The 23,783-nt window shown below is 51.8% G+C and carries 22 protein-coding genes; 11 read left to right on the top strand and 11 right to left on the bottom strand.

What is annotated here, in order from left to right:
- Window positions 1-3: 3 nt before the first annotated feature.
- From O4H49_RS11780 to O4H49_RS11770, 3 genes are all read left to right on the top strand, one after another.
- Window positions 4-414 (top strand): rhodanese-like domain-containing protein, encoded by a 411-nt coding sequence (locus tag O4H49_RS11780; protein ID WP_269423614.1) that lies wholly within the window; start codon window positions 4-6, stop codon window positions 412-414.
- Between the two features lie 75 nt (window positions 415-489).
- Window positions 490-1,974, top strand: coding sequence for a M48 family metalloprotease (locus O4H49_RS11775; RefSeq protein ID WP_269423613.1), 1,485 nt, complete (start codon window positions 490-492; stop codon window positions 1,972-1,974).
- Between the two features lie 17 nt (window positions 1,975-1,991).
- On the top strand, window positions 1,992-3,932 hold the full coding sequence (locus O4H49_RS11770) for an adenylate/guanylate cyclase domain-containing protein (protein ID WP_269423612.1): 1,941 nt from the start codon (window positions 1,992-1,994) through the stop codon (window positions 3,930-3,932).
- Window positions 3,933-4,087: 155 nt separating this feature from the next.
- Here the strand turns inward: O4H49_RS11770 and O4H49_RS11765 are convergent, their stop codons facing one another.
- The 4 genes from O4H49_RS11765 to O4H49_RS11750 all read right to left on the bottom strand — a co-directional run bounded on the left by O4H49_RS11765 (window position 4,088) and on the right by O4H49_RS11750 (window position 7,057).
- Window positions 4,088-4,903, bottom strand: a complete 816-nt coding sequence (locus tag O4H49_RS11765) for a hypothetical protein (protein ID WP_269423611.1) — start codon at window positions 4,901-4,903, stop codon at window positions 4,088-4,090.
- Between the two features lie 298 nt (window positions 4,904-5,201).
- Window positions 5,202-5,699: a CarD family transcriptional regulator gene (locus tag O4H49_RS11760; RefSeq protein ID WP_020590721.1), complete on the bottom strand. Its 498-nt coding sequence runs from the start codon at window positions 5,697-5,699 to the stop codon at window positions 5,202-5,204.
- A 438-nt stretch (window positions 5,700-6,137) separates the two neighbouring features.
- Entirely contained in the window at window positions 6,138-6,479 is a 342-nt protein-coding gene (fdxA, locus tag O4H49_RS11755) for a ferredoxin FdxA (protein WP_269423610.1), read from the bottom strand.
- A 113-nt stretch (window positions 6,480-6,592) separates the two neighbouring features.
- Window positions 6,593-7,057, bottom strand: coding sequence for a TerB family tellurite resistance protein (locus O4H49_RS11750; RefSeq protein ID WP_269423609.1), 465 nt, complete (start codon window positions 7,055-7,057; stop codon window positions 6,593-6,595).
- 91 nt (window positions 7,058-7,148) lie between these two features.
- Here O4H49_RS11750 and O4H49_RS11745 point away from each other — a divergent pair, with 91 nt between their 5' ends.
- Window positions 7,149-7,817, top strand: a complete 669-nt coding sequence (locus O4H49_RS11745; protein ID WP_269423608.1) for a DUF938 domain-containing protein — start codon at window positions 7,149-7,151, stop codon at window positions 7,815-7,817.
- On the opposite strand, the gene O4H49_RS11740 is transcribed toward O4H49_RS11745, so the two are convergent.
- On the bottom strand, window positions 7,773-8,711 hold the full coding sequence (locus O4H49_RS11740) for a LysR substrate-binding domain-containing protein (RefSeq protein ID WP_269423607.1): 939 nt from the start codon (window positions 8,709-8,711) through the stop codon (window positions 7,773-7,775). The two genes, O4H49_RS11745 and O4H49_RS11740, sit on opposite strands and share 45 nt — an antisense overlap.
- Window positions 8,712-8,824: 113 nt before the next feature.
- Here O4H49_RS11740 and O4H49_RS11735 point away from each other — a divergent pair, with 113 nt between their 5' ends.
- Window positions 8,825-9,667 carry an EamA family transporter gene (locus tag O4H49_RS11735; protein ID WP_269423606.1) on the top strand — a complete coding sequence of 281 codons (843 nt, stop codon included), beginning with the start codon at window positions 8,825-8,827 and terminating at the stop codon, window positions 9,665-9,667.
- Window positions 9,668-9,690: 23 nt separating this feature from the next.
- On the opposite strand, the gene O4H49_RS11730 is transcribed toward O4H49_RS11735, so the two are convergent.
- Window positions 9,691-10,089 carry an RNA-binding S4 domain-containing protein gene (locus O4H49_RS11730; protein ID WP_269423605.1) on the bottom strand — a complete coding sequence of 133 codons (399 nt, stop codon included), beginning with the start codon at window positions 10,087-10,089 and terminating at the stop codon, window positions 9,691-9,693.
- An 11-nt stretch (window positions 10,090-10,100) separates the two neighbouring features.
- Complete coding sequence (locus tag O4H49_RS11725) at window positions 10,101-12,869, bottom strand: helicase-related protein (RefSeq protein ID WP_269423604.1); 2,769 nt, start codon at window positions 12,867-12,869, stop codon at window positions 10,101-10,103.
- Between the two features lie 277 nt (window positions 12,870-13,146).
- Here O4H49_RS11725 and O4H49_RS11720 point away from each other — a divergent pair, with 277 nt between their 5' ends.
- From O4H49_RS11720 to O4H49_RS11705, 4 genes are all read left to right on the top strand, one after another.
- Window positions 13,147-13,425, top strand: a complete 279-nt coding sequence (locus O4H49_RS11720) for a copper resistance CopC family protein (RefSeq protein WP_269423738.1) — start codon at window positions 13,147-13,149, stop codon at window positions 13,423-13,425.
- 14 nt (window positions 13,426-13,439) lie between these two features.
- Window positions 13,440-14,324: a copper resistance D family protein gene (locus O4H49_RS11715; RefSeq protein ID WP_269423603.1), complete on the top strand. Its 885-nt coding sequence runs from the start codon at window positions 13,440-13,442 to the stop codon at window positions 14,322-14,324.
- A gap of 160 nt (window positions 14,325-14,484) precedes the next feature.
- Complete coding sequence (locus O4H49_RS11710; protein WP_269423602.1) at window positions 14,485-16,071, top strand: MBL fold metallo-hydrolase RNA specificity domain-containing protein; 1,587 nt, start codon at window positions 14,485-14,487, stop codon at window positions 16,069-16,071.
- A gap of 49 nt (window positions 16,072-16,120) precedes the next feature.
- Window positions 16,121-18,925, top strand: a complete 2,805-nt coding sequence (locus O4H49_RS11705) for a cation-translocating P-type ATPase (protein ID WP_269423601.1) — start codon at window positions 16,121-16,123, stop codon at window positions 18,923-18,925.
- 28 nt (window positions 18,926-18,953) lie between these two features.
- On the opposite strand, the gene O4H49_RS11700 is transcribed toward O4H49_RS11705, so the two are convergent.
- Entirely contained in the window at window positions 18,954-19,598 is a 645-nt protein-coding gene (locus O4H49_RS11700) for a hypothetical protein (RefSeq protein WP_269423600.1), read from the bottom strand.
- Window positions 19,599-19,856: 258 nt separating this feature from the next.
- Between O4H49_RS11700 and htpG the strand changes: the two genes are divergently transcribed.
- Entirely contained in the window at window positions 19,857-21,749 is a 1,893-nt protein-coding gene (gene htpG / locus O4H49_RS11695) for a molecular chaperone HtpG (RefSeq protein ID WP_269423599.1), read from the top strand.
- An 80-nt stretch (window positions 21,750-21,829) separates the two neighbouring features.
- On the opposite strand, the gene O4H49_RS11690 is transcribed toward htpG, so the two are convergent.
- Genes O4H49_RS11690 through O4H49_RS11680 form a run of 3 tightly spaced genes read right to left on the bottom strand, consistent with a single transcriptional unit; the run spans window position 21,830 to window position 22,756 of the window.
- The gene (locus O4H49_RS11690; RefSeq protein ID WP_269423598.1) at window positions 21,830-22,204 is read right to left on the bottom strand and encodes a RidA family protein; all 375 of its coding nucleotides are present in this window, start codon (window positions 22,202-22,204) and stop codon (window positions 21,830-21,832) included.
- A gap of 4 nt (window positions 22,205-22,208) precedes the next feature.
- Window positions 22,209-22,454, bottom strand: a complete 246-nt coding sequence (locus O4H49_RS11685; RefSeq protein WP_269423597.1) for a DUF2798 domain-containing protein — start codon at window positions 22,452-22,454, stop codon at window positions 22,209-22,211.
- The gene (locus O4H49_RS11680; protein ID WP_269423596.1) at window positions 22,451-22,756 is read right to left on the bottom strand and encodes a putative quinol monooxygenase; all 306 of its coding nucleotides are present in this window, start codon (window positions 22,754-22,756) and stop codon (window positions 22,451-22,453) included. The genes O4H49_RS11685 and O4H49_RS11680 overlap by 4 nt, the downstream gene beginning before the upstream one ends.
- Window positions 22,757-22,878: 122 nt before the next feature.
- On the opposite strand from O4H49_RS11680, the gene O4H49_RS11675 reads away from it, so the two are divergent.
- Window positions 22,879-23,778 carry a LysR family transcriptional regulator gene (locus O4H49_RS11675; protein WP_269423595.1) on the top strand — a complete coding sequence of 300 codons (900 nt, stop codon included), beginning with the start codon at window positions 22,879-22,881 and terminating at the stop codon, window positions 23,776-23,778.
- The last annotated feature ends 5 nt before the right edge of the window (window positions 23,779-23,783 follow it).

The raw sequence follows: 23,783 nt of genomic DNA, 5'->3' as shown, positions 1-23,783 counted from the left end.
CCGATGAAGAACAATCCCACAGAACCCCGCTTGATCAGCCTGACAAGGCTGCTTGAAACCGCCCGCGCTGAAATCACAGAAAAAACACCGCAAGAGCTGCAGCAATTGCTGGGACAGGACGATGTTTTGCTCATTGATATCCGCGACATCCGGGAACTGACCCGCGAAGGCGTGATTCCCGGCAGTTTTCATTGCCCGCGCGGCATGCTCGAATTCTGGATTGCCCCGGACAGCCCCTATCACAAACCAGCGCTTTCACCGGACAAGCACCTGATTTTGCACTGCGCCTCTGGCTGGCGCTCGGCACTTGCCGCCAAAACCCTGCAGGATATGGGCTGCCCCCGTGTCAGCCATCTTGCCGGGGGCTTTACCGCCTGGAAGGAAAGTGGCAACAAGGTCGAAGAAAAGACATAATCCCTGCATAAACTGCATCAAACCCTGTATATCACCAAAGATAACAATAACATAGCCTGACAGATATAGCCGATCATGACACAGCACAGCTTTTCTCGTTTCAAACGCCCCCTTCTCGCCCTTGCCCTACTGGCAGCCGGACCGCTGCTTTCCGCTTGTTCCACTTCGGAAGCCACCGGACGAACCTTCTTTAACGGCGGCATGTCTGCCGAACAGGAACAGCAGGTCGGCCGGGAACAGCACGGCAAGATCCTCGAGGAATTTGGCGGTGCCTATGACGAAGACCCCGCACTGACCAGCTATATCAGCAGCATCGGAAACTTTCTGGCCAAGACCTCGGAAACACCTGATCAGCAATTCACCTTTACCGTTCTCGACAGCCCGATTGTCAATGCTTTTGCCCTGCCCGGTGGATACGTCTACACCACCCGCGGCCTGCTGGCCCTAGCCAACGATGAGGCAGAGGTTGCCGGTGTTCTGGCTCACGAGATCGGTCATGTCACCGCCAAACACTCCGCCGAACGCTATGGCTCGACCGTCGCAGCAAGCGTTTTGGCAGCAGGTCTGGGTATCCTGACGGGCAGCGGCGAGGTTGCCCAGGCTGCAAGCTCTGCCGGGGCCCTGGCGGTGCAGGGTTTCTCCCGCGATCAGGAATTCGAGGCTGATTTGCTCGGCGTGCGTTATCTCTCGCGCGGACAGTTTGATCCCAACGGCATGGGCGATTTCCTGACCCAGCTTCAGGCCAGCAGCAGGCTGGATGCAAAAATTGCTGGCGATCCCGATCGGGCCGACCAGTTCAACATCATGCAGACACACCCCAGAACCGCCGACCGGATTGATCGCGCCATCAAACAGGCCGGCACCGTCACGGTCAAGGACCCGATTGTCGGTCGCGATGTCTATCTTGGCAAAATTGATGGCATTCTCTACGGCGACAGCCCTGCACAAGGTTATGTGCGCGGACAGCGCTTTTCCCATCCCGATCTTGAGCTGACCTTTACCGCCCCGGATGGCTTTCGTCTGATAAACGGGAAGACCCAGGTTGCCGCTGTGGCACAGGATGATTCCGTGATTATTTTTGACGGCGCCAAAGGCAAGGTCAGTGGCAGCCTCAAGAACTATATGACCGGCGTCTGGGCCAAGAACATTTCCTTGAATGGCGTAGAAAACATCACCATCAACGGGATGGACGCAGCCACCGGGCAAGCCCGGGTGCAGGGGAAAAGCGGTCCCCGGGATATCCGGCTTGTCGCGATCCGCTTTGATGCTGACAAGGTCTACCGCCTGACCTTTATCTCTAACCCTGACCGCACCACCGCCTTGTCAGAGGACTTCCGCCGCACCACATACAGCTTCAACCGCCTGTCCAAAGCGGAAGCCGCCAAACTCAAACCCTATCGCCTCCGGATACACACGGTCCGATCCGGTGATACCGTCCACAGCCTCTCCAGAAAGATGCCCTTTAGCGACTATCCACTTGAGCGGTTTCTGGTTCTCAACGGCCTGAACGAACAAAGTCCCCTCACGATCGGTCAGAAAGTCAAACTGGTCACTGAATAACAACGCAGGAAATCCTCTTGGCAACTGTCATCGATACACCACCCGATAAAAACACCCGCTATAGAGACCAATCGGGCAAGGACAAACCGACCCCAAAAATAGACTGTGCTATCGGCAGTCAGGGATGGCGTCCATCAATTGCAGTTGCGCTTTCCTTCGGCTTTGGTGGTATCACCATGCTGGCACTGGCAATTGTTATCTGGCTTTCACTGCATACCGCCAGAGACAATACCTTTTCCCTCACGCAAGAGATTACGGAAATCAGTTTTGGTTCTATCCGCTCGCACCTTGACAACAAGCTGAACACAGCCGCCAACCAGGTTGCCTATATGGCCAATCTGGTCGAACAGGGGTTGCTCGATCCGGATGACAGCAGCGCCGTGATCCAGACCATCAAGGGGGCTTTGGCAGCAACGCCCCAGGTCACCGGGATGGCAATCATGAAGCTGGATGGAACCTCCATCAGGGCCGGGTGGCTCAGCAAGAATGCCTTCCTCAGCCAGAACGACAAAAATCGGCAAGCCTACGACGACCTTTTCACCCAGACACTTTATGAAATGAGCACCGCAAAAGGCGTTCAGTGGGGGGGGATCGTCTGGATAGAAGAAAAAGCAGAACCTCATATCGCTGTCTATCATCCGCTTTATCAAAATAAAGAATACATCGGGGTTATTGCGGCCATTATCTCGATCAGTTCGCTCTCGGAGTATCTGGACAAATTGGACAAGGATACGGGGAACCACACCTATTTGTTGTTGAACAAACGTATGGTACTAGCCCATCCATCGCTGATTGATATGAGCCGCTCCGGTTTGACGGCTGCCAATCCCCTGCCCAACCTGGACCAGGTGATCGACGGCAACCTGCGCCTTATCTGGGATGAACCCCTGGTCGAGTTTAACGAGATCCTCGGGGACGGAACGATCAAAGGGCACCTGGTCGACTCTTTCTCCGGCGAGATTACCTTTCTCCACACCAGTTTTTCCGACTACGGCTTTGACGACCTGACGCTGGGCATCTATTTCAAGGAGGGAGAGCTTGAAGGCTATTATGAGCGCCTCTACCTCACCGGCTTCACTGCATTGGCAATTGCCCTGATTTCCGTTGCCCTGATATTTCTCTCCGGACGTTTTATTGCCCAGCCCCTGTTGCGCCTGTCCCGGGCATCACAGCAGATCAGCAATCTTGATCTGATACATGCCGAGCGTTTGCCCGGCAGCATGTTCCGCGAGCTCGACATCGCAGCCAATGCCTATAACTCCATGCTGGGTGGCCTCAAGTGGTTCGAGAACTATGTTCCCAAAACGCTGGTCAAACAGCTGATGGAACTTGATGGCGAAGGTATCCTTTCCCAGGAACGGGACACCACCGTTATGTTCACCGACATTGTCAGCTTCACCAGCCTGAGTGAATCCATGCCACCTGCCGAGCTGGCCGAGCTGCTCAATCATCATTTCAGCCTGCTGGGCGAGTGTATCGAAAGCGAGGCAGGCACCATCGATAAATACATTGGTGATTCGATCATGGCCTTCTGGGGCGCCCCCTCCAATCAGGAAGACCACGCCGCTCTCGCCTGTCGTGCGGCGATTAAAATCGAGTCCGCTCTGGCCAGGGATAATGCTGCGCGTGAGAAAGCTGGCCTCTTGCCAATCCAGATCCGGATCGGCATTCACAGTGGAACCGCTATTGCCGGGAATATCGGCGCAAAGGGGCGGGTGAACTACACCCTGATCGGTGATACCGTCAATACGGCCCAACGCCTGGAAGCACTGGCAAAAGAGACTCTCTCGGACAGCACACATTCGGCCAAAATACTGATTTCCTCGGCAACACGGGATCTTCTTGCCAACACCACAACACTGATCACTACACTGAAAGGCACCTTTGCCTTGCGCGGGCGGGAAAACACAACAGAAGTTTATGAGCTGACCTCACCCCCCTCTCCCCGCAACGATTAGCTTCTTCAAAAAGCAAGAGAACACACCCCTAGACGGTCGGGTCCGTCCCGCCACTCAGCCGACGCCAGACGCGTCGATAACCCTCGGGCCTGAAAGGATAGCTGTTGCCTGAAAATCTGATCGTTGACCAGAACAGATTTGGTCAAGGCGGGGCATCAGCTCTCTAGTATTTCGACAACCTCTCCGTCAAGATGGATACAGGCTGCGACAAGATTTCCGCCAAAACCGCACCCTCCATCCAGACTTACGGCATGCTTGTTATAAGTGACCCCTGCCTGGGCAGGATCATAGCCCCTGAATACTCGCGTGAAGGGGCCAAAATTCTCGTTCAGCTTCAGAAAGCCATTACTGGCCCACCAAAAGCTATCTTTCTGGGTTTCCAGTGGACGCGTCGGGTTGATGCCGCTGTTCACATAAAGTGTTGTCCCATTGTCGGGATAGGCCGCGCGTTTGAGTTCACCCATGATCTGATAGTGCCCGGGCCTTTCCTGCATGGCCCTGCGTACCTTGTTGGTCCAGCGGGTCAGCTGCATGGCGCCTGCAGCCGCTTCATGAAAACCTTCGTCTGGGTCAAAGCCATAGGCAGACAACGAAGCTCCGACCCCCTGATCAATCATCCAGCTCAAAACCCCCCGGGGATCTGTTGCAAACTGCAGCTGGAGCAGCTTTTGCCACATCTCTTCCTGCGCCCCGCGCAGATAGACAATATCACGGGTAAAATTCTGAAACCGGGCAAGGAAAAACCGCCTGAAAGAAACAAGTTCATCCAAGGTTTCACTGATATGGGCACCCCGCCCCATGAAATTTCCGAGATAGACCACTCTATCGCCGCGTTTGAGACGGCCTTCCAAGGCTGAATGGATATGCCGCAATTTCCCGACTTCGCCATGAATGGCACTGATAGCCCACATCCGGTGAGTGGCGGTCATAACTGCGAATTTTTGCAGATCACCCATTTGCTGGGAGGTCACCCCTGTCCTGATCTAAAGCAGGAATAATCGGCTGGATAGAAGCAGAACTGTTCAGAAAGGCTGGCTTTCCAGAGACAGCTGCCAATCTTGCTTTGATCCCCCTGAGATTTATCGCCACTCCACGGCCAGCGCTGTTTCACGCATAACGCGAAAAGGAATAGGGACATCTGTTCAGAACAGCAAGATTGCCACCAACTGACTTTCCGGCTTTATGCCCGACATTGCGGACGGTTAAAGCGAAGAAAAATCAAGCGCGGCTCCGCAAAACGAAAACCGCGCCTCTATGTTCCCCGGAAAATCAGGCTGCTGCAAGCAATTCTTCAAGTTTTACAGCGGCTGAATCTTCATCGATCTCTTCGACGGCTGCAAGTTCCCGTGCAAGACGCTCAAGAGCAGCCTGATACATCTGACGCTCACTGAAAGATTGCTCCGGCTGGTCGGCACCACGGTGAAGATCACGAACAACTTCGGCGATAGAAACAGGATCGCCTGAATTGATCTTGGCTTCATATTCCTGGGCCCGGCGGCTCCACATGGTACGTTTGGCGCGCGAACGTCCTTTCAGGGTCGTCAAGGCGTCATCCATGAGCTTACGGCTGGAAAGTTTACGAAGGCCAGAGCTTTCAGCACGGATCAGCGGAACCCGCAAGGTCATACGATCCTGCTCGAAAGTTACAATCAGCAAATCAAGAGTAACACCAGAAATTTCCTGGGTTTCGATGCCCTGAACACGTCCAACACCATGTGTAGGATAAACCACGTAATCACCGGCACTGTATTCTGTTTGCTTGCCCATTAGATCTCTTCTCTCCGTTTTGACCGCCTGAATTCTTTCAGGTGTATGTTCAGATCAGCACATTACGGCTTCAAGACCCCGTCGTTGCGGAGCATCGCACCGCAACCAATATGCCAAACGCGCATAGAAACCCCGCCGACATCTTTTTTCGAGATGGCGAGGAGAGTAACTACCCTAAAACCTGGAAACGTTCGAATTGGGGAATATAAAATTTTCCCACAACTTTACCGCTGTTATCCGTTCGTTACAGCTTTGTTATACACGATTCTGGGGGGAAATTCAACATTCGCATAGAGCATGCCTGCCGCGCATTTTGCACATGCGCCGCCCCGTCCCGCCGCGAGGTGACGTGACCAGAGCCACTGTAGTGACCCACCGCATTGAAACAGAATACTTCCGGATAGCTTCGCTTAAACCCGATTCGACCCGAACATCAGGTTAGCCGTCCGTATTTCCCGGCTTCTCGCTGAAGTTCTTGTCAAACTTGCCGGCAACACCATTCCATTCATCAGCATCGGTTGGTTTTTCACCCATCCGGGTAATGTTTGGCCAGATTTCCGCATACTTCTGGTTCAGATCCATCCAGGCTTCAGAAGCAGGGTCTGTATCGGGCAAAATGGCCTCTGCCGGGCATTCAGGTTCACATACACCACAGTCAATGCATTCGTCAGGATGAATGACCAGCATGTTTTCGCCCTCGTAAAAACAGTCTACCGGGCAAACTTCCACACAGTCCATATATTTGCATTTAATGCAATTTTCGAGGACGACATAGGTCATCTTCTAATCTCCACTTTGGCTCCTGACCAGATCTTCCAGGTCCGCTTTTCCTGCGAAACATCACACTGCAGGATCACACCTGTTCCGGGTACACCCGATTATTCCGTTAGCCCCTACCCCGTCAATCCCAATCGGGCAAGTGCTTTTTTTCTGGCGTTACCGTTATCGTGATCAGGCACATAGAGCAATCCGGCGATTCGTCGCATCAAGCTGGCTTCGAAATGGTGAAGTTCACCATCTGCATAGGCCACCTCCCACAACATTTCCATCACACCGATCCGTTCTTCCAGACTATAGCTCTCCTTAAGCAAGCGTGTGAAACCAAAAAGCTGGCTGGATTCACCTGCTTTTTCCTCGGCAAGATTCAAAAGATCTTCGCTTTCCTCCCGGCTCAGGCCAAAATGCATTTCCAGCAACTGGAATATTTTTTTCCGCTCATCTTCGCCAAAATCTTCATCCATTCGTGCCGCCTCAACCATCAGGGCTGCAGCCGCTACTTTGACATCTCCTGTTCGTCCGACATTTTTTCCCGCGGCCTCTGAAGCGCCTGTAAAAAGTTCCTTGATACGGTTGAGCAATGTGTCACCTTTATAAAATCATTTATCAGAAATTCTCGCCCCGACCTTCTCTCGTTTGCACAAACGAACCAGCCCATTAAAGTCAAACTTAATGACCGACACCCCCAGAAGCAACACCTCGAGCGACAACTTTCCGTCAAAGAGTATTCCCCGACGGCATGCCCCGGCAACCGCACGTAACCGCGCGGCTATTCTGGCCGTACTCCGTGATATCCTGCCACAGGAAGGTCTCTTGCTTGAAATCGCCAGCGGGACTGGCGAACATGCAGCATGGCTTGGTCCACAGCTTGCTCCCCTGCGCTGGCAAACCAGTGAATACAGTCGCGACAATTTCCCGGACATTACAGCCTACCTGCAGGAGGCTGGGGCTGACAATCTTTTGCCTCCGGTCCATATTGATACAACAAGTAACCACTGGCCGCTTGAACAGGCGGATGCTGCGGCCTGCATCAATATGCTTCACATAGCGCCATGGGCCGCCACCTGTGGGCTATTTGCCGGGATGGCCCGCATTCTGAAGCCGGACTCCCCGCTTTATCTTTATGGCCCCTTCTTTCAGGATGGCGTTCCGACGGCACCATCCAACCTCAATTTTGATGCAAGTTTACGTAATCAGAATAAAGAATGGGGCATCCGCTCACTGGAAGATGTTCAGCGCGTGGCGAACGAACAGGGATTTGATCTGGAACGGGTCGTCGCGATGCCAGCCAATAATCTATCCGTTATCTTTAAGCGCACCTTCTCCCCTCCAGAGCGGTGAGGCCTCTGCTTCTGCAGCTATCCATGAAACAAACGCCTGTTTTTTCCGTTGCTTCTCTTCGCTTCGGGAACCCGCCCGGGATAATATCCGATAGGTCTGCCCACTTGAGACAAAACCAAATGGCGCGACAAGCCGCCCGGCTTTAACATCTTCACTTACCAATACCCAGGGGGCGATAGCTGCGCCCAAGCCCCCCAGAACCCCCTCGAGCATAAAGTAAAAATGCTCGAACTCGGTCCCTTCCTCTGCCTGCAACACCCGGATACCACTAAACAGTGCCCAGTCCTGCCAGGCTGATTTGCGGGTTAGGGTATGGAGCAACGGAAGTTCCGAAGGGAAAACACGCGCACAATCCACGAAATATCTTTCTGCAAATTCCGCGGTCATGACTGGCCCAACGGTCTCTTCAAAAAGGGGAGTTGAGTTAAACCGGGCTGAATCTTCCATCGCCCCAACGACGATTGCCAGATCATACCCGCCCGGACCAAAAGATGCTGGTTCTTTCAAGGTTCGCATCCGAACTTCAGTTTCCGGATGCAGTACTGAAAAACGGTGAAGCCGTGGCAAAAGCCAGCGCATCATAAAAGTTCCGATACAGGCGATATCAAGGGGTTCCGGTTTCTGCTCTGACACACTCTCAACGGCCTGTTCAAGCAGATCGAATGCCATTGTCAGCTGCGGCAACAGCTTTTGCCCTGCTGTCGTCAATTTCAGACAATTCCGGGGGCCCTCGAACAAAGGAACAGCCAAGACACTCTCCAGATGCCGAACCTGTTTGCTAATGGCGCCATAGGTAACATTCAATTCATTCGCGGCATCAATCATGCGCCCCCGACGGGCAGTAGCTTCGAATGCCCGCAAAGCATTGAGCGGAGGTAATCCGGATCTATTCATGTGAGTTTTTCGCTTATACGAAAGAATAATTATCGATTTCCTCTTTTAACACAAAGGCGTTAAATCTAGACAGCCTCAAAAATGTGAGAAAAAATCCTGATGGAAATGTACTGATGGAAAGTCATGTCTTTATTGCTGTCATGCTGGGAGCCGTAATGCATGCCAGCTGGAACGCCGTCATCAAGGTCGGCCTTGATCGCTTTTCCTCTATTCTACTCCTATCCCTCGTCCAGGGAGTCATTTCACTGGGGCTGCTGGCTTTTTTCCCCCTGCCTTCTCTTCAATCCCTCCCTTGGCTTCTTGCCTCTATCGTTCTGCATGTCGGTTACAAACTCTTTCTGATCAGAGCCTATCAACTCGGGGATCTCAGCCAGATCTATCCCCTTGCCCGTGGCACAGCACCTCTGATTGTTTCCATCGTCAGCGCCCTCTTTCTTGGCGAGATCCTCACGCTATCCAAAAGCCTCGGGATCGTAGCAATTGGCCTTGGCATTATGGTGATGGCTTTTGCCCCCCAGAAAAACAGCACCCGTTTATCCGGTATTGCCTTGCTCTTTGCTCTGGGTACTGCCTTTTTTACCGCGGCCTACACTTTGGTTGACGGTATCGGCGCACGTGAGGCACTAACCGCCTCAGGATTCACTCTGGTTCTATTTGCCGGGGACGGTATGTGCATGCTGATCCTTGCTATAGCAACCCGGGGCAAACAAGCCATTACAAAAACCCTGCCGGAATGGAAAACCGGGTTGATTGCAGGGAGCTTGTCACTGGGCTCTTACTGGATCGCCATATGGGCCATGACAAAAGCCCCCATTGCTCTGGTTTCAGGGTTAAGAGAAAGCAGCGTTCTCTTTGCTATGTTAATTGCCGTAATTTTCCTGAAAGAAAAGACCGGGCCTCTGCGATGGCTCTCTGCCTGTGCAATTGCAACAGGCATCATCATGACCCGGATCTAGAGAACAAACCGCCGTGAACAGTTTCACTCACCGCGCAGACGGTCGGTCTCTCGGCGATCTTTTTTGGTAGGGCGCCCGCTCCCGGCTTCACGCACGCCACCTTCGGCTGGAAAGGTGTTTGTGGTTTTCTTTTGCGGCGGCTCAAGGTCTTCATACAGTAGCTGAGCCTCGGGGGCAGGCCCACGGCGCTGGCCAAGCGCCAGTATCTTGATCACCCGGATATGGGGGCCTTGACTAAAGGTCAAAACTTCGCCGATACGAACAGCGTGACTAGATTTGCGAACCGCGGCCCCACCCGCACGAATCCGCCCGCTGTTGCAGGCTTCACTCGCCAGGCTACGGGATTTGAAAAAGCGGGCGTACCACAGCCACTTATCAATCCGTAGGGTTTCGGCTCCCGTTTTCTGTCCCGTCTCCGGCACGATTACAGACCTTAGCGGTTAAAGGAAAGATCCTGCAAAACAGCAAAAGGAGAATCTGCCATACGGGCCTTTTCTGCTTCAACCTGTTTCTTGCGGGCCTCTTTCTTCTTGGGATCCTGCTTCTTCGGTCCTCGAAGACTGAAGGTTGTCACGCCACCTTTCAACCGGTTTGGCTGAAAGCGCAGAGTTTTCAGAACGAACGCAATTGTTTGATCCTCAAGACCTGAAACCTTGCGCATTTCACTGCTAATGACAAAAGAGCCAGCAGGAAGTTCCAGAGCACTATCCGGCTTGCCTTCTTTTTTTACAGAGACAACTTCATCGGCCGGACTTGCGACCGTCTCGTCAACGACATCAGAAAGCGGGGTTTGCGGGGTGGTGTCACTTGCAATTGCATTCTCGACCAGTGGCGCTTCAGCCACAGGCACTTCGATTTCCGTAACACCTGTCACCACAGCTTCTTTTTTGGCTTTCTCAGGCTTGGGTTCGGCAGTTTCCTTGCTCAAGCGCAACAGTTTGTAAGCCTCGTGAGACAATCGTTCCAGAATTTCGGCCCGAAGAACAAGCTCTTTGCCCTTGCGATCAGAAAGCCGACGATACCCGACGGCCCCGCAAAAGCTGTCGCTTTGCGTCATTTGTGGCTCGAAGCTGACCAGATCAAAATCCGGCAGCTCTGGCACAGATATTTCATTCCAGGCCGCCCAAAGCAATGCCCGGATCCGACAGGGACGAGGACGATTAAGATTAGGCAGATAAACGCTTTCACGGCCCAGCCGCAATCCCAGATCAGCCAAAGCCTTCCGGTCAATTTTGCTCAGGCCATTGATCTGATCTCGCAACAGATGCCGTGGCACCAGCCCCAGCCCTTCGAGAACCTGGAAAGAGATACCGCGGGCAGCCCCTTCGAGCTTTGCCTCCGACAGGAAGAACAGCGGTTTGAGCTGAGCACGAAGATGGCGCTCAAGCCACCCGCTCAGGCGGACCCGCACGCGTTCACGCATCGGACCGTCAAGAAACTCTGTGCTGTAGACCTCGACAAGAGGATTTAACGGAATGTCGCCTTTAACAAGCTTGCCAACCGCCACGCCACGCCAGGTCAGTTCTGCGGCATCGTTGAGCAGAAAAGAACCGTCGTTGTCATCTTCCAGCATGCTCACCCGGGCTGGCATTTCCGCCATCAGGGTTTTCCGCGCCGCTGTAAGGGCCGTCTTGATATCACCGCCCTGCAGACTTTCGTCTAAGACAAAGGCAAATCCGGAAATCCGTCCAAGGAGTTCTCCCTCGACAATTACATCTCCGCTCGCTTTAACCGCCGCCACTATACTCTCTCCCGCGCGGAGGCTCCGCACTAATGTCGTTGCCCGCCTGTCAACAAAACGTTGAGTGAGACGGGTATGTAATGCATCTGATAACCGATCTTCTATCGCACGGCTTTCGCCCTGCCAATGCTCGTTATCCTCTAACCAGTCCGCCCTGTGACTGATGTAGGTCCAGGTACGGATATGGGATATTCGCGACACCAGGGTGTCGATATCCCCGTCAATGCGATCAAACCGCCGAATTTGTCCCGAAACCCAGTCATCAGGCAACAGCCCACGGTTGCTCATCAAATAATGATATATCTGAGAAAGCAACCGAATATGTTGATCAGTCAGGATTTTTCTGAAATCCGGGATCTGACAGACTTCCCACAGTAACTTAACCGATGCTTGTGTTGTTGCCTTCTCCTGAACGGCTGTTTCTTGCATGAGTGCGGCAAGAGCCAGATGATCATCAGCATCACGAACCCGCATCAGGACAGAATCATCTGATCTCTGTTCCAGCGACTGCATCAAGCTTTCTGGTGAACGATAATCCAGATCCCTATTGCGCCAGAAGAGAACTCTAAGCGGATCATAGATATGATTTTCCACCCGTTCGATCAGGTCTTCGCTTAAAGAATTGACATTGCCCGTCACCCCAAAGGTACCATCCCGCGTGTGACGTCCTGCACGACCGGCAATCTGTCCGATCTCGGATGGCATCAATCTACGCGAGACCCGGCCATCAAATTTTTCCATGCGGGCAAAGGCCACGTGATTGACATCCAGATTGAGCCCCATGCCTATGGCATCGGTTGCGACCAGATAATCAACTTCACCATTCTCGAACATCGCCACCTGGGCATTGCGTGTACGGGGGCTCAACGCCCCCAGAACCACCGCGGTCCCTCCCCGGTGCTGCCGCATCGTCTCGGCAAGGATGTAAACATCAGCCGCCGAGAATGCCACAACTGCCGTTCGCGGCGGCAAGCGGATGATTTTTTTGCTCCCGGCATAGGTCAATTTTGAAAAGCGGGGCCGCTCGATAAGTTCGATATCCCTGATCAACTTGCGCAGCAGCGGCAGGACGGTGCTCGATCCCATAAACATGGTCTCGGCCGTCCCCCGCGCGTGCAGCAAGCGATCAGTAAAGATATGGCCGCGTTCTTCATCCGCCGCCAACTGGATTTCGTCGACAGCCAGAAACTCCACCAGCTTGTCCAGCGGCATGGACTCAACCGTACAGAAAAAATACCGTGCTCCTTTGGGCAGAATTTTTTCTTCGCCGGTCACCAGCGCACAGTTATTTTTGCCTTTGATTGCAACGGCCTTGTCATAATTTTCCCGAGCAAGCAGCCGCAAGGGAAAACCGATAATGCCCGAGCTGTAGCCGAGCATGCGCTCCATGGCCAAAAAGGTTTTCCCGGTGTTGGTCGGTCCGAGCACAGCAGTGATTTTTTTGGAAGCGAGAAAACTCATACAATCCCTCCTGACTAAGGGACCCGGGAACAACCTGACAGAAGCAAATCCGAATCTTTAATTTATGACTTGATGCAATGGCGCACTCTATACACAGAAAAACAGGCAATGGAAATGTTCCCGACAAGATTTACCCCTGTTGACCTTCCCGCTAGGAGAAGGTTTAGGCTTGGTAGTCCAGACTTACAGGAGAAGCCCATTGTTCAAATCCTTCAGGATCCTCTGCATCCTATTTTTTGCCACTGTTCTTCCGACACACACCTTCGCCCATGGGAAAATGGTGATGAGTGAACCAGCTGACCAAGCTGTCCTTTCAACTCCCCCAAAACAGATCACCCTTACTTTCCCTGCTCCCGTACGCCTAACCTCTTTGAAGCTGGAAACAGCCGCAGGAGATAAGATCCCCCTGGAGAACGCGCAGAATATCGAACCGGCATCGGCCATCTCTGTATCCCTGCCCATACTTGAAACTGGCACCTACCAGGTGAATTGGCGCGGTCTGGCAAGCGATGGTCACCCGACCAAAGGATCATTCAGCTTTACGATCAAGCCTTAACAAAGACATCCCGAATGTTTTCAGACACACTGATCGAGCTCCTGTTACTAGGTGAAAAAGCCGTTTTGTATGGGCTAAGTCTCTTTGCCTGTGGCAGCACGATTTTCTCTTTGATCTTTTCCGCAGATATCATCCTCATCAAAAACCAGATATTCAGGCTGATCCGAAGGCTTTCGCTCTGTGGCATCCTTTTTGTCGCTCTCAGCCTTGCAACCAATACCATCTGGCTGGGAGGCGGGGAAATCACCGCGCTTGCTGATCTGCAACTGGTCCAACTTGTCCTGTTTTCTGATGCGGGCAAACTTTCCATGTTATTGGCATTGGGTTTTTTGCTCTTCACCTTATCAGGAACGACAACCGCGATATCGTCTCTCTCGATAATTGGCCTGCTGCTAATCCTGACCTCTTATGTATTAACCGGGCACACTAGCCTCTACAGCCCGGAAATTCTCCTCAAAACCCTGATACTTTTTCATCTCGTTGTGGCCAGCTTCTGGGCAGGCAGCTTTGCTCCGCTTCTTATGCTTTTGAAGAAAGCCCCGGCCAGTGCCGCTCCAACCCTTGAACATTTTGGACGTGTTGCCAGTTGGCTTATCCCCTTGCTGCTGATTTCCGGCGCTGTGATGGCATGGTTTATTGCTGGCGGTTTTCAGGGGCTCTTTAACACGGCTTACGGCTGGGTACTCTTGGGTAAAATCGGGATAGTCGGCCTGTTGCTTGGTGTTGCTGGACTGAACAAATTGTATCTGGTCCCCTCGATCAGTCGGGGAAGCCCGCTTGCAATTCAGCACCTGCAGCGGTCTATCTGGTGCGAAATATTGTTGGTTGTTGTAATTCTTTTGGCCACAGCCAGCATTACAACGCTCGTTCCTCCGGAAAATCTGGGTCATCGCATGTAACTTCCTTTTGACGACACGATCCACGCAGGAAGAAATACCTCCTGTTCTCCCTATCCCGTAAATTGACATAACGCAAAGCCAGCCCGCCTGTAACAGGGTAATATCTGACAATAATACTTCTGCCGAATTGTCCGAACATTACAAGGAGGAGCCTGCGAAAATGTCTGTAAAAATCCAATTTTGTGGTGCAGCAGGTACAGTAACAGGCTCTTGTTACTGGTTCCGGACTCCAAAGCGCCAGTTCTTGGTTGATTGTGGCCTGTTCCAAGGATCCAAGACCGTAAAAGAGCTCAATTACGGGGCTTTTCCTTTCAAACCGGAAGAGATTGATTTTGTATTTTTAACCCACGCCCATACAGATCATGCCGGACTGCTACCGAAGCTGACAAAACTGGGGTTCAAGGGCGAAATATTCATGACCTCCGGAAGCCGGGATCTACTCAGCTATATGCTTCCTGATAGCGCGCATATTCAGGAAAGCGAGGTAAAGCGGCTCAATTTCCGAAATCGGCAAAGAGGCAAACCAGTAGTCGAACCTATTTACACCAAAGAAGATGTCGAAAACTGTCTGCAGCAAATTAACACTGTTTCTTATGAAAAATGGTTTGAAGTGTCAGGAATCCAAGCACGCTTTTGGAATGCAGGACACATACTGGGATCAGCATCGATTGAACTCAAAATTCCAGATACCCAGGAAAATGATGAACCTTTGCACCTGTTATTCTCTGGCGACATAGGGCCTGAACACAAATCCTTTCACCCTGACCCGGATGCACCGAGCGACTTTGATTATGTTTTTTGTGAATCTACTTATGGCGGCAGAAAACGTACGGACTATACCCCCGAACAACGCCGGGATCTGCTGGCCAAAGAGATTCAGGATGCAATGAGCGGCGGGGGTAGTCTGCTTATTCCCTCCTTTGCCGTAGAACGAACGCAAGAACTGCTGAATGATCTCTCACTTCTCCTTCAAAGTGACGTGATAGAACCTACACCGGTTTTCATCGACAGTCCGCTTGCCATCCGCGTCACATCGGTTTTCACAGATCACGCACAACAACTGGAAGACGTTGGCAGTCATAGAGGATTCTTTAACAATCCAAGCTTTCACTTCACTGAATCGGTAGAGGAAAGCAAAGCCATTGCCCGCTTTTCCAGTGGCGCAATCATTCTTGCGGCATCAGGCATGTGTGATGCGGGGCGGATCCGGCATCATCTAAAAAACCACCTCTGGCGCCCGCAGTCTACTATCCTGCTTGTCGGATACCAGGCAGAAGGTACTCTCGGCCGGCTTCTCCAACAGGGTGTAGAGAAAGTAAAAATCCAGGGCGAAGAAATCATCGTGCGAGCCAACATCAGGACACTAGACAGCTATTCCGGCCATGCAGATGGAGAAGAATTACTAGAGTGGGTCCGTGATCGTTTACCAGTAAAACAGAGGATATTCCTGACGCATGGCAATACAAATGCTTTAGCTGCCATGAAAAAAACACTTCTGGAAACAGGCTTGGCACCAGATAAAGTTATCATTCCGCAGCTGGACGACTGTTACAATCTCTCCGTAATCGGAGAACAAACTCGGCAACAGGAAACAGTCCGCCGAATTGAATCCAGTTCACTTGAAAAACCGGATTGGCATAATGATCTTGCACAGTTCAGCCTCGATGTTCGCACAGCTCTCGACAAAGCCAACAGCGACAAACAACGGCAGGTCATTCTATCCCGCCTGATCAAAGCACTTGAATAAAAACACCCCGCTCCCCAGACACCTGTTCTATTCAAGAGCTTGATAATCAATGCAGTCTCATGATCCCGGCCTTCGCAAAACAAAGCAACATGGAGATGATATTCTCGTTTTTGCGCATGCACACCCTGCAGAAGCGCTCTTTGAGAATCTGGAAACATCTGAACAAGGTTTAACCCTCCAACAAGCTGAAGACCGACGTGTGATTTATGGGAAGAATGAACTTCCCGTCTCACCTCCGCTTCCAGCCTGGAAATGTTTTGTTTCCCAGTTCAACAACGTGCTGATCTATATCTTGATTGCCAGTGGCGTAATCAGTCTTGCCATGCAGCATTTTGTAGATAGCGGTGTGATCTTTGCAGTCATTTTGATCAATGGTTTCGTCGGCTTTGTTCAAGAGAGTAAGGCTGAAGCCGCATTGCGTGCAATAAAGTCGATGGCACAGACCCGCTGCCTGGTCCTTCGCGATGGCGCCACCAACACCATAAACAGTTCCGAACTTGTGCCTGGGGATGTCGTACTGATACAGGCAGGCGACCGGGTTCCTGCGGATATCAGACTGTTTTATTGCAAAGACTTGAGTTGCGATGAATCTGCCCTGACGGGTGAGTCGAAACCTGTCAGGAAGACAACCGGAATAAAGGAGCAGAATACCGAGCTATCAGAACGAACAAACATGGCATTCCTTGGTACAATGAGTACTTTTGGGGTGGCTCGCGGCATCGTTTGCCGCACAGGCAATAGCACTGAAATCGGCACCATAAATACACTGGTTCAGAATACCACGTTAGCTCTTACCCCTTTGCAACAACAGCTCAAGAAATTTGCTTTCCTGCTCAGTCTTGGCATTCTCTTCGTCGCTATTTCTACAACTCTCTATGGTTTTTTTATCAAGAACCAGCCCCTGACGGAAATGTTGCAAGCGGCGATCGGCATCGCTGTCGCATCAATCCCCGAAGGACTCCCCGCAGTCGTGACAATTGCTCTGGCAATTGGGGTCCAGCGGATGGCAAAGAACAAAGCTCTGGTAAGACACCTTCCCTCCGTCGAGGTACTTGGCTCAGTCGATGTAATCTGTTCTGACAAAACAGGTACTCTCACCACGAACCAGATGACAGCGCGGGCCATAGTAACACCATTTGGGCAATACTCTATTTCAGGAGAAGGCTACAGACCCATCGGCACCATAGAGAACACATCAACGGATAAACAGCCGTTAAATTTTCCGACTGACAGCCGAGATATCAGCCTGGATAATGCCGCACTTGTCGCCCTGTTATGTAATGATTCCCACCTTTCCGAAGAGAACGGCGAATGGGTTCTTCATGGAGACCCGACCGAAGGCGCGTTACTCTCCCTCGCCAGAAAGCACGGGCTAAGTCCCGAAAACTGCAACAGGGAATGGCAAAAAATCAATGAGTTGCCCTTTGAAACTGAACGACGCTACATGGCGACCCTGCACCAAAACCCGACCACACACGCAATCATTTCTATAAAGGGCGCACCAGACAAACTCATAGAGTATAGTCGCTTTCAACTTTCAGAATGCGGCGAAACGCAACCCATCAACCCTGACTTTTGGCAAGACACCTTAAAAGAGCTCGCCGGGGGCGGTATGCGTGTAATGGCCCTGGCACAAAAAACGCCTGCCCGAAACGGAACAGAGTTATCCCACGACGACATTCAGAGCAACCTGACCCTCCTCGCCCTGGTGGGAATTAGCGACCCCCCAAGACCAGAAGTCATTGACAGTATAAAACGATGCCATGCTGCCGGAATCACAGTCAAAATGATCACCGGAGACAATGCTTTAACGGCAGTAGCTATCGGTCGCGAGTTAGGCCTTAAGGCAGAAAAATCCCTCACTGGGCAGGATCTTGAGGGCTTACCAGTCGAACATTTAACCAAAATTGTCACTGAAGTAGATATTTTTGCCAGAACGAGCCCGACAAACAAGCTCCAATTGGTTGCTGCATTGCAACGATGTGGACATATCGTTGCAATGACAGGGGATGGGGTAAATGATGCACCCGCTTTGCGCAAAGCAGATATTGGTGTCGCCATGGGGCACAGTGGGACAGATGCAGCAAAAGAAGCCGCTGACATAGTGTTGCTGGATGACAACTTCAACACGATCGCCAACGCCGTTGCCGAAGGCCGAACCGTCTATAACAACATTGTGAAATCTATTCTTTTCGTTCTGCCGACAAGCCTCGCAGAAGCTGGTGTCATTATGACTGCTATTTTCTTGAACAGTCTTTTACCCATTACGACTGCCCAGATTCTTTGGGTAAATATGGTCACCGCAGTGACCCTCGCACTGGCCTTGGCATTTGAACGCTCGCATCAAAATATCATGCGGTTGCCTCCCCGATCGCGAACACAGGGCCTGATTACCTTCAGTCTTTTACTCAGGATATTCCTGGTTGGCATCGCGACAGCCGTCGTAGTCTTTGGCCTTTTTTCCCATTACCAAAGTTCAGGAGCTTCACTTGAGTTATCACGGACAGTTTCCGTCAACACCCTTGTCATGATCGAGGCCGTTTATCTTCTGAACTGCAGATATCTGCATCAGAGCATTTTCAGAAAAAATATGTTCCGGGGAGCCCAGCCATCTCTCCTGGCAATCACACTGGTGATTCTCATACAACTGGGTTTTACATACCTGCCGCTATCACAGCAAATTTTCGGTTTATCTTCCTTGGCGTTAAAAGACTGGGTGTTGGTGGTCGCAGCCGCGATAGCATTAATGCTCCTCGTTGAATTCGAGAAATTATTGGTGGGTATCGTTTCATCATTTTATAGGGAACGGACGAGAAACAGAACCCAGGCAGCCCCCCTTCCTCCTCATCTGTAGTCGATCCACACTACAATTTCATCCCAAATCAGAAGGTCTCTTCAGCGATCGGCCCATCCTTGGCCGGGTCCCATCCGGATGACCATATGTCGTAGGGCACGATATGCGGGACCACTCCGCTGTTTTCAAACCAGGAATCAATCACATAGCTTTTACCGGAAGAAATCTCGATCACTGCTGCCGAGGTATGTGGCCATCCGCCAAAGAAAAAACCTCTGGTTACCTGGGAACGCAGGCGGTGATGTTTCAATAAACCAAGGTCGCGGAGAAAGATCAGCGTCGTCGTCGTGTTTGTCGCTTCATCCTCACAATCAAGTTGCCCGGGTTCGCCATACCCCGTGAAAGTTCCGCCGATATCCTTGTCGGTTCCGGTTTTCGGGCCGTTCAGTTTTTCCATATAGGCAACCGCCCGCGCCATGGCCGCGCGTTCTTCCCGAGGCGTTGCGGCTATCCCGAAAGCTTCAACAAGTCCCGATTTTTCCAGTTCATTGAGGGAAAGCTCCACCTTGGTCTGACAACCATAGCCGTGACAGTACTGGAAAGCCTCTATTGTTGGTTCAGCGACCCCCTTGCGCTCGAAAATCATCATCGGCGAAGAATTCCGACCTGCAGCACATCCGCCCAAAAGCAGTATAACACCCAGAAAAACAGGCCATTGAGCCAAGCTAAACATACCCTCTCCTGACGGTACTCAGATTATCTACAGTCGAAATTTTCAACTTTGTACCCCAGATCCTTCTGATCTGCAAAACCCGCACCGATCTCCAGCCGCAACCCACGGTGACAATCCTTTGGACCCGATGTCCTCTCCCTTCCCCTAATAACTTGAAAAACCCGCCCGACTGCGCCATATCTCTTGTGTTCCTGGAGATATCTTTCCAGGAGCTGAACAACATCAATTACATAGCATAACAAAGGTGGACAAAGAATCATGTCTGAGGAACAACTCTCCTTCCAGGCCGAGGTTTCTCGCCTCTTGGACATCGTTGCCCATTCGCTCTATTCCAATAAAGAAATCTTCTTGCGCGAGTTGATCTCCAACGCATCCGACGCCTGTGACAAGCTGCGTTACCTGGCTCTGACCAATGGTGATCTGATGAAAGACGACCCGGATTTCCGGATTGATCTGGAAGTAAACCCGGACGCAAAAACGCTGACCATCAGCGACAATGGCATCGGCATGAACCGTGAAGAGCTGATAGACAATCTGGGAACGATTGCCCGCTCCGGTACCAGCGCCTTCATGTCACAGATGGAAAACAGCAAAGACGGCAACAATCTGATCGGTCAGTTCGGTGTTGGTTTCTATTCGGCCTATATGGTCTCGGACAAGGTCAGCGTGATCAGTCGCAAGGCTGGCGAGGAGCAGGGCTGGAAATGGGATTCCGACGGCAAGGGTGCCTTTACCATCGGCGAAACCGACAAGCAAACCCGCGGCACGTCAATCACCCTGCACCTGAAAGAGGACCAGGGCGAATTTGGCGAAGAACTGCGCCTGCGTAACATCATCAAAACCTACTCTGATCACATTCCGATTCCCATTCGTTTCAAGGCAGTCAAGAAAGATGAAGACAAGGAAGCAGGCGAAGAGTGGGCAACACTGAACTCCGCCTCAGCCATCTGGACCCGGAGCAAATCCGAAGTCACAGATGAGCAGTACAAGGAATTCTACCATCACGTCGCGCATGCCTATGACGATCCCTGGCTTCAGGAACATTTCCGGGTCGAAGGCGTACATGAATATTCCGGCCTGCTTTTCATCCCCGGCAGCAAACCCTTTGATCTGTTCCACCCTGAACGCAAACACGGGGTCAAACTCTATGTTCGCCGGGTATTCATCACGGACGACTGCCAGGAATTGATCCCGCCGTATCTGCGCTTCCTCAAGGGTGTGATCGATACCGAAGACCTGCCGTTGAACATCAGCCGCGAAATGCTGCAGGATAACCCGCTCCTGCGGAAAATCCGCAGTGGGATCACCAAACGCGTGCTGGGTCTGCTTGAGAAAAAAGCCGAAAAAGAAGCTGAGGAATATATCAAATTCTGGGAACAGTTCGGCCCGGTCCTCAAGGAAGGTCTCTATGAAGATCTCGCCCAGAAGGACGACCTGCTCAAGCTCTGTCGCTTCCGCTCGATCAAATCCGATGGCTGGATCAGCCTTGCGGATTATATCGCCGGCATGAAAGAAGGCCAGGAACACATCTATTACATCTCTGGTGAAGATGAAAAGGCCCTGCGCCGCAGCCCGCAGATCGAGGGCTTCAAGGCCAAGGATATTGACGTTCTGGTACTCTTTGATCCTGTTGACGAGTTCTGGATGACCACCATTACAGATTTTGAAGGCAAGAGCTTCAAATCAGTTACCCGTGGTGGTGCAGACCTCGGCAAGATCTCCGGGGCGAAATCCGATGAGGACAAAGCCGAAAGCAAAGACGAGAACAAGGATGAACTTGGCGCCTTGCTTGGCTTCATGAAACTGACCCTTGAAGGGGAAGTAAAGGATGTTCGCAGCTCTGAGCGTCTGACAGATTCTGCTGTCTGTCTGGTGGCTGACGACGGGGATATGGATATTCACCTCGAGCGTATCTTGCGCAGTCACAAACAGGTTGATCAGATCAGCAAGCGTGTTCTGGAAATCAATCCCAAACATGCCCTGGTCAAACAGCTCTCCAGCCTGATCAAAAAAGACGGTGGTGCTTCCGAACTGGAAGACGTGGCCTGGCTGCTTCTCGATCAGGCCCGGATTCTGGAGGGCCAGGCCCCTGCAGACGCCGCGACCTTTGCCCAGCGGATGTCCCGGGTTATGGGCAAAGGCCTGATCTAACCCACACAACCAAGACCGCCGACAAAACAACAGGGGCGATGTACAATGGCATCGCCCCTGTTTATTGCCTGACGCTTTGATCAAAGGGCGAAGATCGCCTCGATCTCGATGAGCAATTCCGGTGAGAACAGCTGATCGACCTTGACCAGTGAACTGGCCGGAACTGCGCCAGCATAGAGATCCATCAGACAATCTCTCAGTTCGGAGATACGCTCCAGATCCGTGACAAAGAGTGTCACCTTGACCAGTTTCTCGATTGACGTGTTCTGGCTCTCCGCAATCGTCAATAACTGTGTAAAGATCGCCCGTGCCTGTTCAGAAACCGAACCCGACTGGGCATCCGTACCATAAGCGGTAAAGCCGGAGGTATAGAGCGTGCTTTGATGCAGGACAGCATGTACGTAGGGGCCAACTGGCAGTCCCAGTTCCGGCAGGTTTATGCGTTTTGGCTCCATGATTTCACCCTCGATTTTTGGCGCTATGGGAAAGGCTTTTTGACGAAAGCATACGTTGGCTCACCCCTTGAACCGATGGCCCGCAAAAGAACGAAATGATCGCCGCCGCGGGCCAGGCCAGGACAAAAGCGTTCATCCAGCGCTCGACAAAAACCTCACTCAGACCAAGATTCACCCATGTGACCCAACAGGACATCAGGAAGGATAAAACGAGTGACATAAGAACGGAAAAAAGCAGGCGCTGTTTCATGCTGCTTGCTCCATCGCCCCCCCGGCACAGGATTCCAGTCGCTCAATATAATTGACTTCTGTCAGCCCCAGCGCCAGATAGGCCTTGGTATGGGTTGTTTCGAAATGAGCTTTCAATGCGTCTGCATCTGCCCAACATTCCCAGAGCGTGAAACATTGAGGTTTCTCGATATTCTGGAGAATTTCAAACTTGAAACAATCAGGCTCATGCTGTGTAGCAGCAACCAGCTTTTCCAACTCTGTTCTGGCCCGCTCTATCTCTGCATGATCCTGTACTTCGATCCCGGCACTAATCCATAACATAACTGTTTCCTCTGTTTCTGTGTTTAGGTTTCTGTGGCTAAACTCGATAGATCCAGAGGTAATAAATTCCATAAGCAAAATATATATTGAATATTGATCATATAAATTCCAATAATGGAATCATGTTTGACGACCTCTCCCTTTTTACCCATATCGTAAAAAACCAGAGCCTTTCCGCAGCGGCTGAATATCTGAAGCTGCCCCCGGCAACGGTAACCCGACGCCTCAAAAAACTTGAAGCCACCCTCGGCTATCAATTGATCCACCGTTCAGCCCGGAAATTCAGCCTGACCAGCGAGGGTGAAGCCTATTATCAATCCTGCGCTCCCTTACTGGAACAGCTTGAAGCCGCGACACGCAACCTCAATCAGGACCTGCAACAGTTGCAAGGTCCGCTCCGGGTTCTGGCCCCGACCAATATTTCCATTGGCCTGCTACAGCCAATGTGGTCGGCCTTTATCAAAAGCTATCCGGCTATCCAGCTGCATCTGCTGTTGAATAATGAGCGGGAAGATTTGTTATCGGCACAGATTGATTTGGCCCTTCGGATCGGGCCGCAAGAAGACTCCCAGCTCTATCAAAAGCGCCTGGGATCAGTCTCGACCGTTCTGGTTGCCGCACCGGATTATCTTCAACAGCAGGGCACGCCCCGGGTACTGGCCGATCTGGAACAGCACCACCTGATCACCGGAAATATCCTTCCGGTTTGGGACCTGTATAATCCCGAAACAAAAATCCGGGAACGCTTTTATCCTCAGCCCGGCACCTTCGTGAATGATATCACCCTGGCGACACAAATGGCTGTTGATGGCATTGGCATTGCGCTTCTGCCTCTCAGCGAGGTCAGCAATGCCTTGCAGACAAATCAGCTAATCAGAATTCTGCCGCCCTATCACGGACCTCAAAGGGATATATTTGCAGTCTGGCCCAGTGGACGCCTGTTAAGCGCCCGGGCAAAATGCCTGCGGGATTTTATGCAATCCTATATGGCAAAAACAGCTGTATTACAGGATCACGTCTGATTTAG

It is taken from the genome of Kiloniella laminariae, assembly GCF_027214005.1.
GTDB classification, from domain to species: domain Bacteria; phylum Pseudomonadota; class Alphaproteobacteria; order Kiloniellales; family Kiloniellaceae; genus Kiloniella; species Kiloniella laminariae_A.
Note: the sequence above shows the minus strand (reverse complement) of the source record. Positions and strands in the feature narration are given on the sequence as shown.

Coding starts and splice junctions, on each gene's coding strand:
- O4H49_RS11780 (WP_269423614.1), top strand. CDS start 4: ATGAAGAACAATCCCACAGAACCCCGCTTGATCAGCCTGACAAGGCTG.
- O4H49_RS11775 (WP_269423613.1), top strand. CDS start 490: ATGACACAGCACAGCTTTTCTCGTTTCAAACGCCCCCTTCTCGCCCTT.
- O4H49_RS11760 (WP_020590721.1), bottom strand. CDS start 5,699: ATGGGCAAGCAAACAGAATACAGTGCCGGTGATTACGTGGTTTATCCT.
- fdxA (WP_269423610.1), bottom strand. CDS start 6,479: ATGACCTATGTCGTCCTCGAAAATTGCATTAAATGCAAATATATGGAC.
- O4H49_RS11745 (WP_269423608.1), top strand. CDS start 7,149: ATGACCGACACCCCCAGAAGCAACACCTCGAGCGACAACTTTCCGTCA.
- O4H49_RS11740 (WP_269423607.1), bottom strand. CDS start 8,711: ATGAATAGATCCGGATTACCTCCGCTCAATGCTTTGCGGGCATTCGAA.
- O4H49_RS11735 (WP_269423606.1), top strand. CDS start 8,825: ATGGAAAGTCATGTCTTTATTGCTGTCATGCTGGGAGCCGTAATGCAT.
- O4H49_RS11725 (WP_269423604.1), bottom strand. CDS start 12,869: ATGAGTTTTCTCGCTTCCAAAAAAATCACTGCTGTGCTCGGACCGACC.
- O4H49_RS11720 (WP_269423738.1), top strand. CDS start 13,147: ATGGTGATGAGTGAACCAGCTGACCAAGCTGTCCTTTCAACTCCCCCA.
- O4H49_RS11715 (WP_269423603.1), top strand. CDS start 13,440: ATGTTTTCAGACACACTGATCGAGCTCCTGTTACTAGGTGAAAAAGCC.
- O4H49_RS11710 (WP_269423602.1), top strand. CDS start 14,485: ATGTCTGTAAAAATCCAATTTTGTGGTGCAGCAGGTACAGTAACAGGC.
- O4H49_RS11705 (WP_269423601.1), top strand. CDS start 16,121: ATGCAGTCTCATGATCCCGGCCTTCGCAAAACAAAGCAACATGGAGAT.
- O4H49_RS11700 (WP_269423600.1), bottom strand. CDS start 19,598: ATGTTTAGCTTGGCTCAATGGCCTGTTTTTCTGGGTGTTATACTGCTT.
- htpG (WP_269423599.1), top strand. CDS start 19,857: ATGTCTGAGGAACAACTCTCCTTCCAGGCCGAGGTTTCTCGCCTCTTG.
- O4H49_RS11690 (WP_269423598.1), bottom strand. CDS start 22,204: ATGGAGCCAAAACGCATAAACCTGCCGGAACTGGGACTGCCAGTTGGC.
- O4H49_RS11685 (WP_269423597.1), bottom strand. CDS start 22,454: ATGAAACAGCGCCTGCTTTTTTCCGTTCTTATGTCACTCGTTTTATCC.
- O4H49_RS11680 (WP_269423596.1), bottom strand. CDS start 22,756: ATGTTATGGATTAGTGCCGGGATCGAAGTACAGGATCATGCAGAGATA.
- O4H49_RS11675 (WP_269423595.1), top strand. CDS start 22,879: ATGTTTGACGACCTCTCCCTTTTTACCCATATCGTAAAAAACCAGAGC.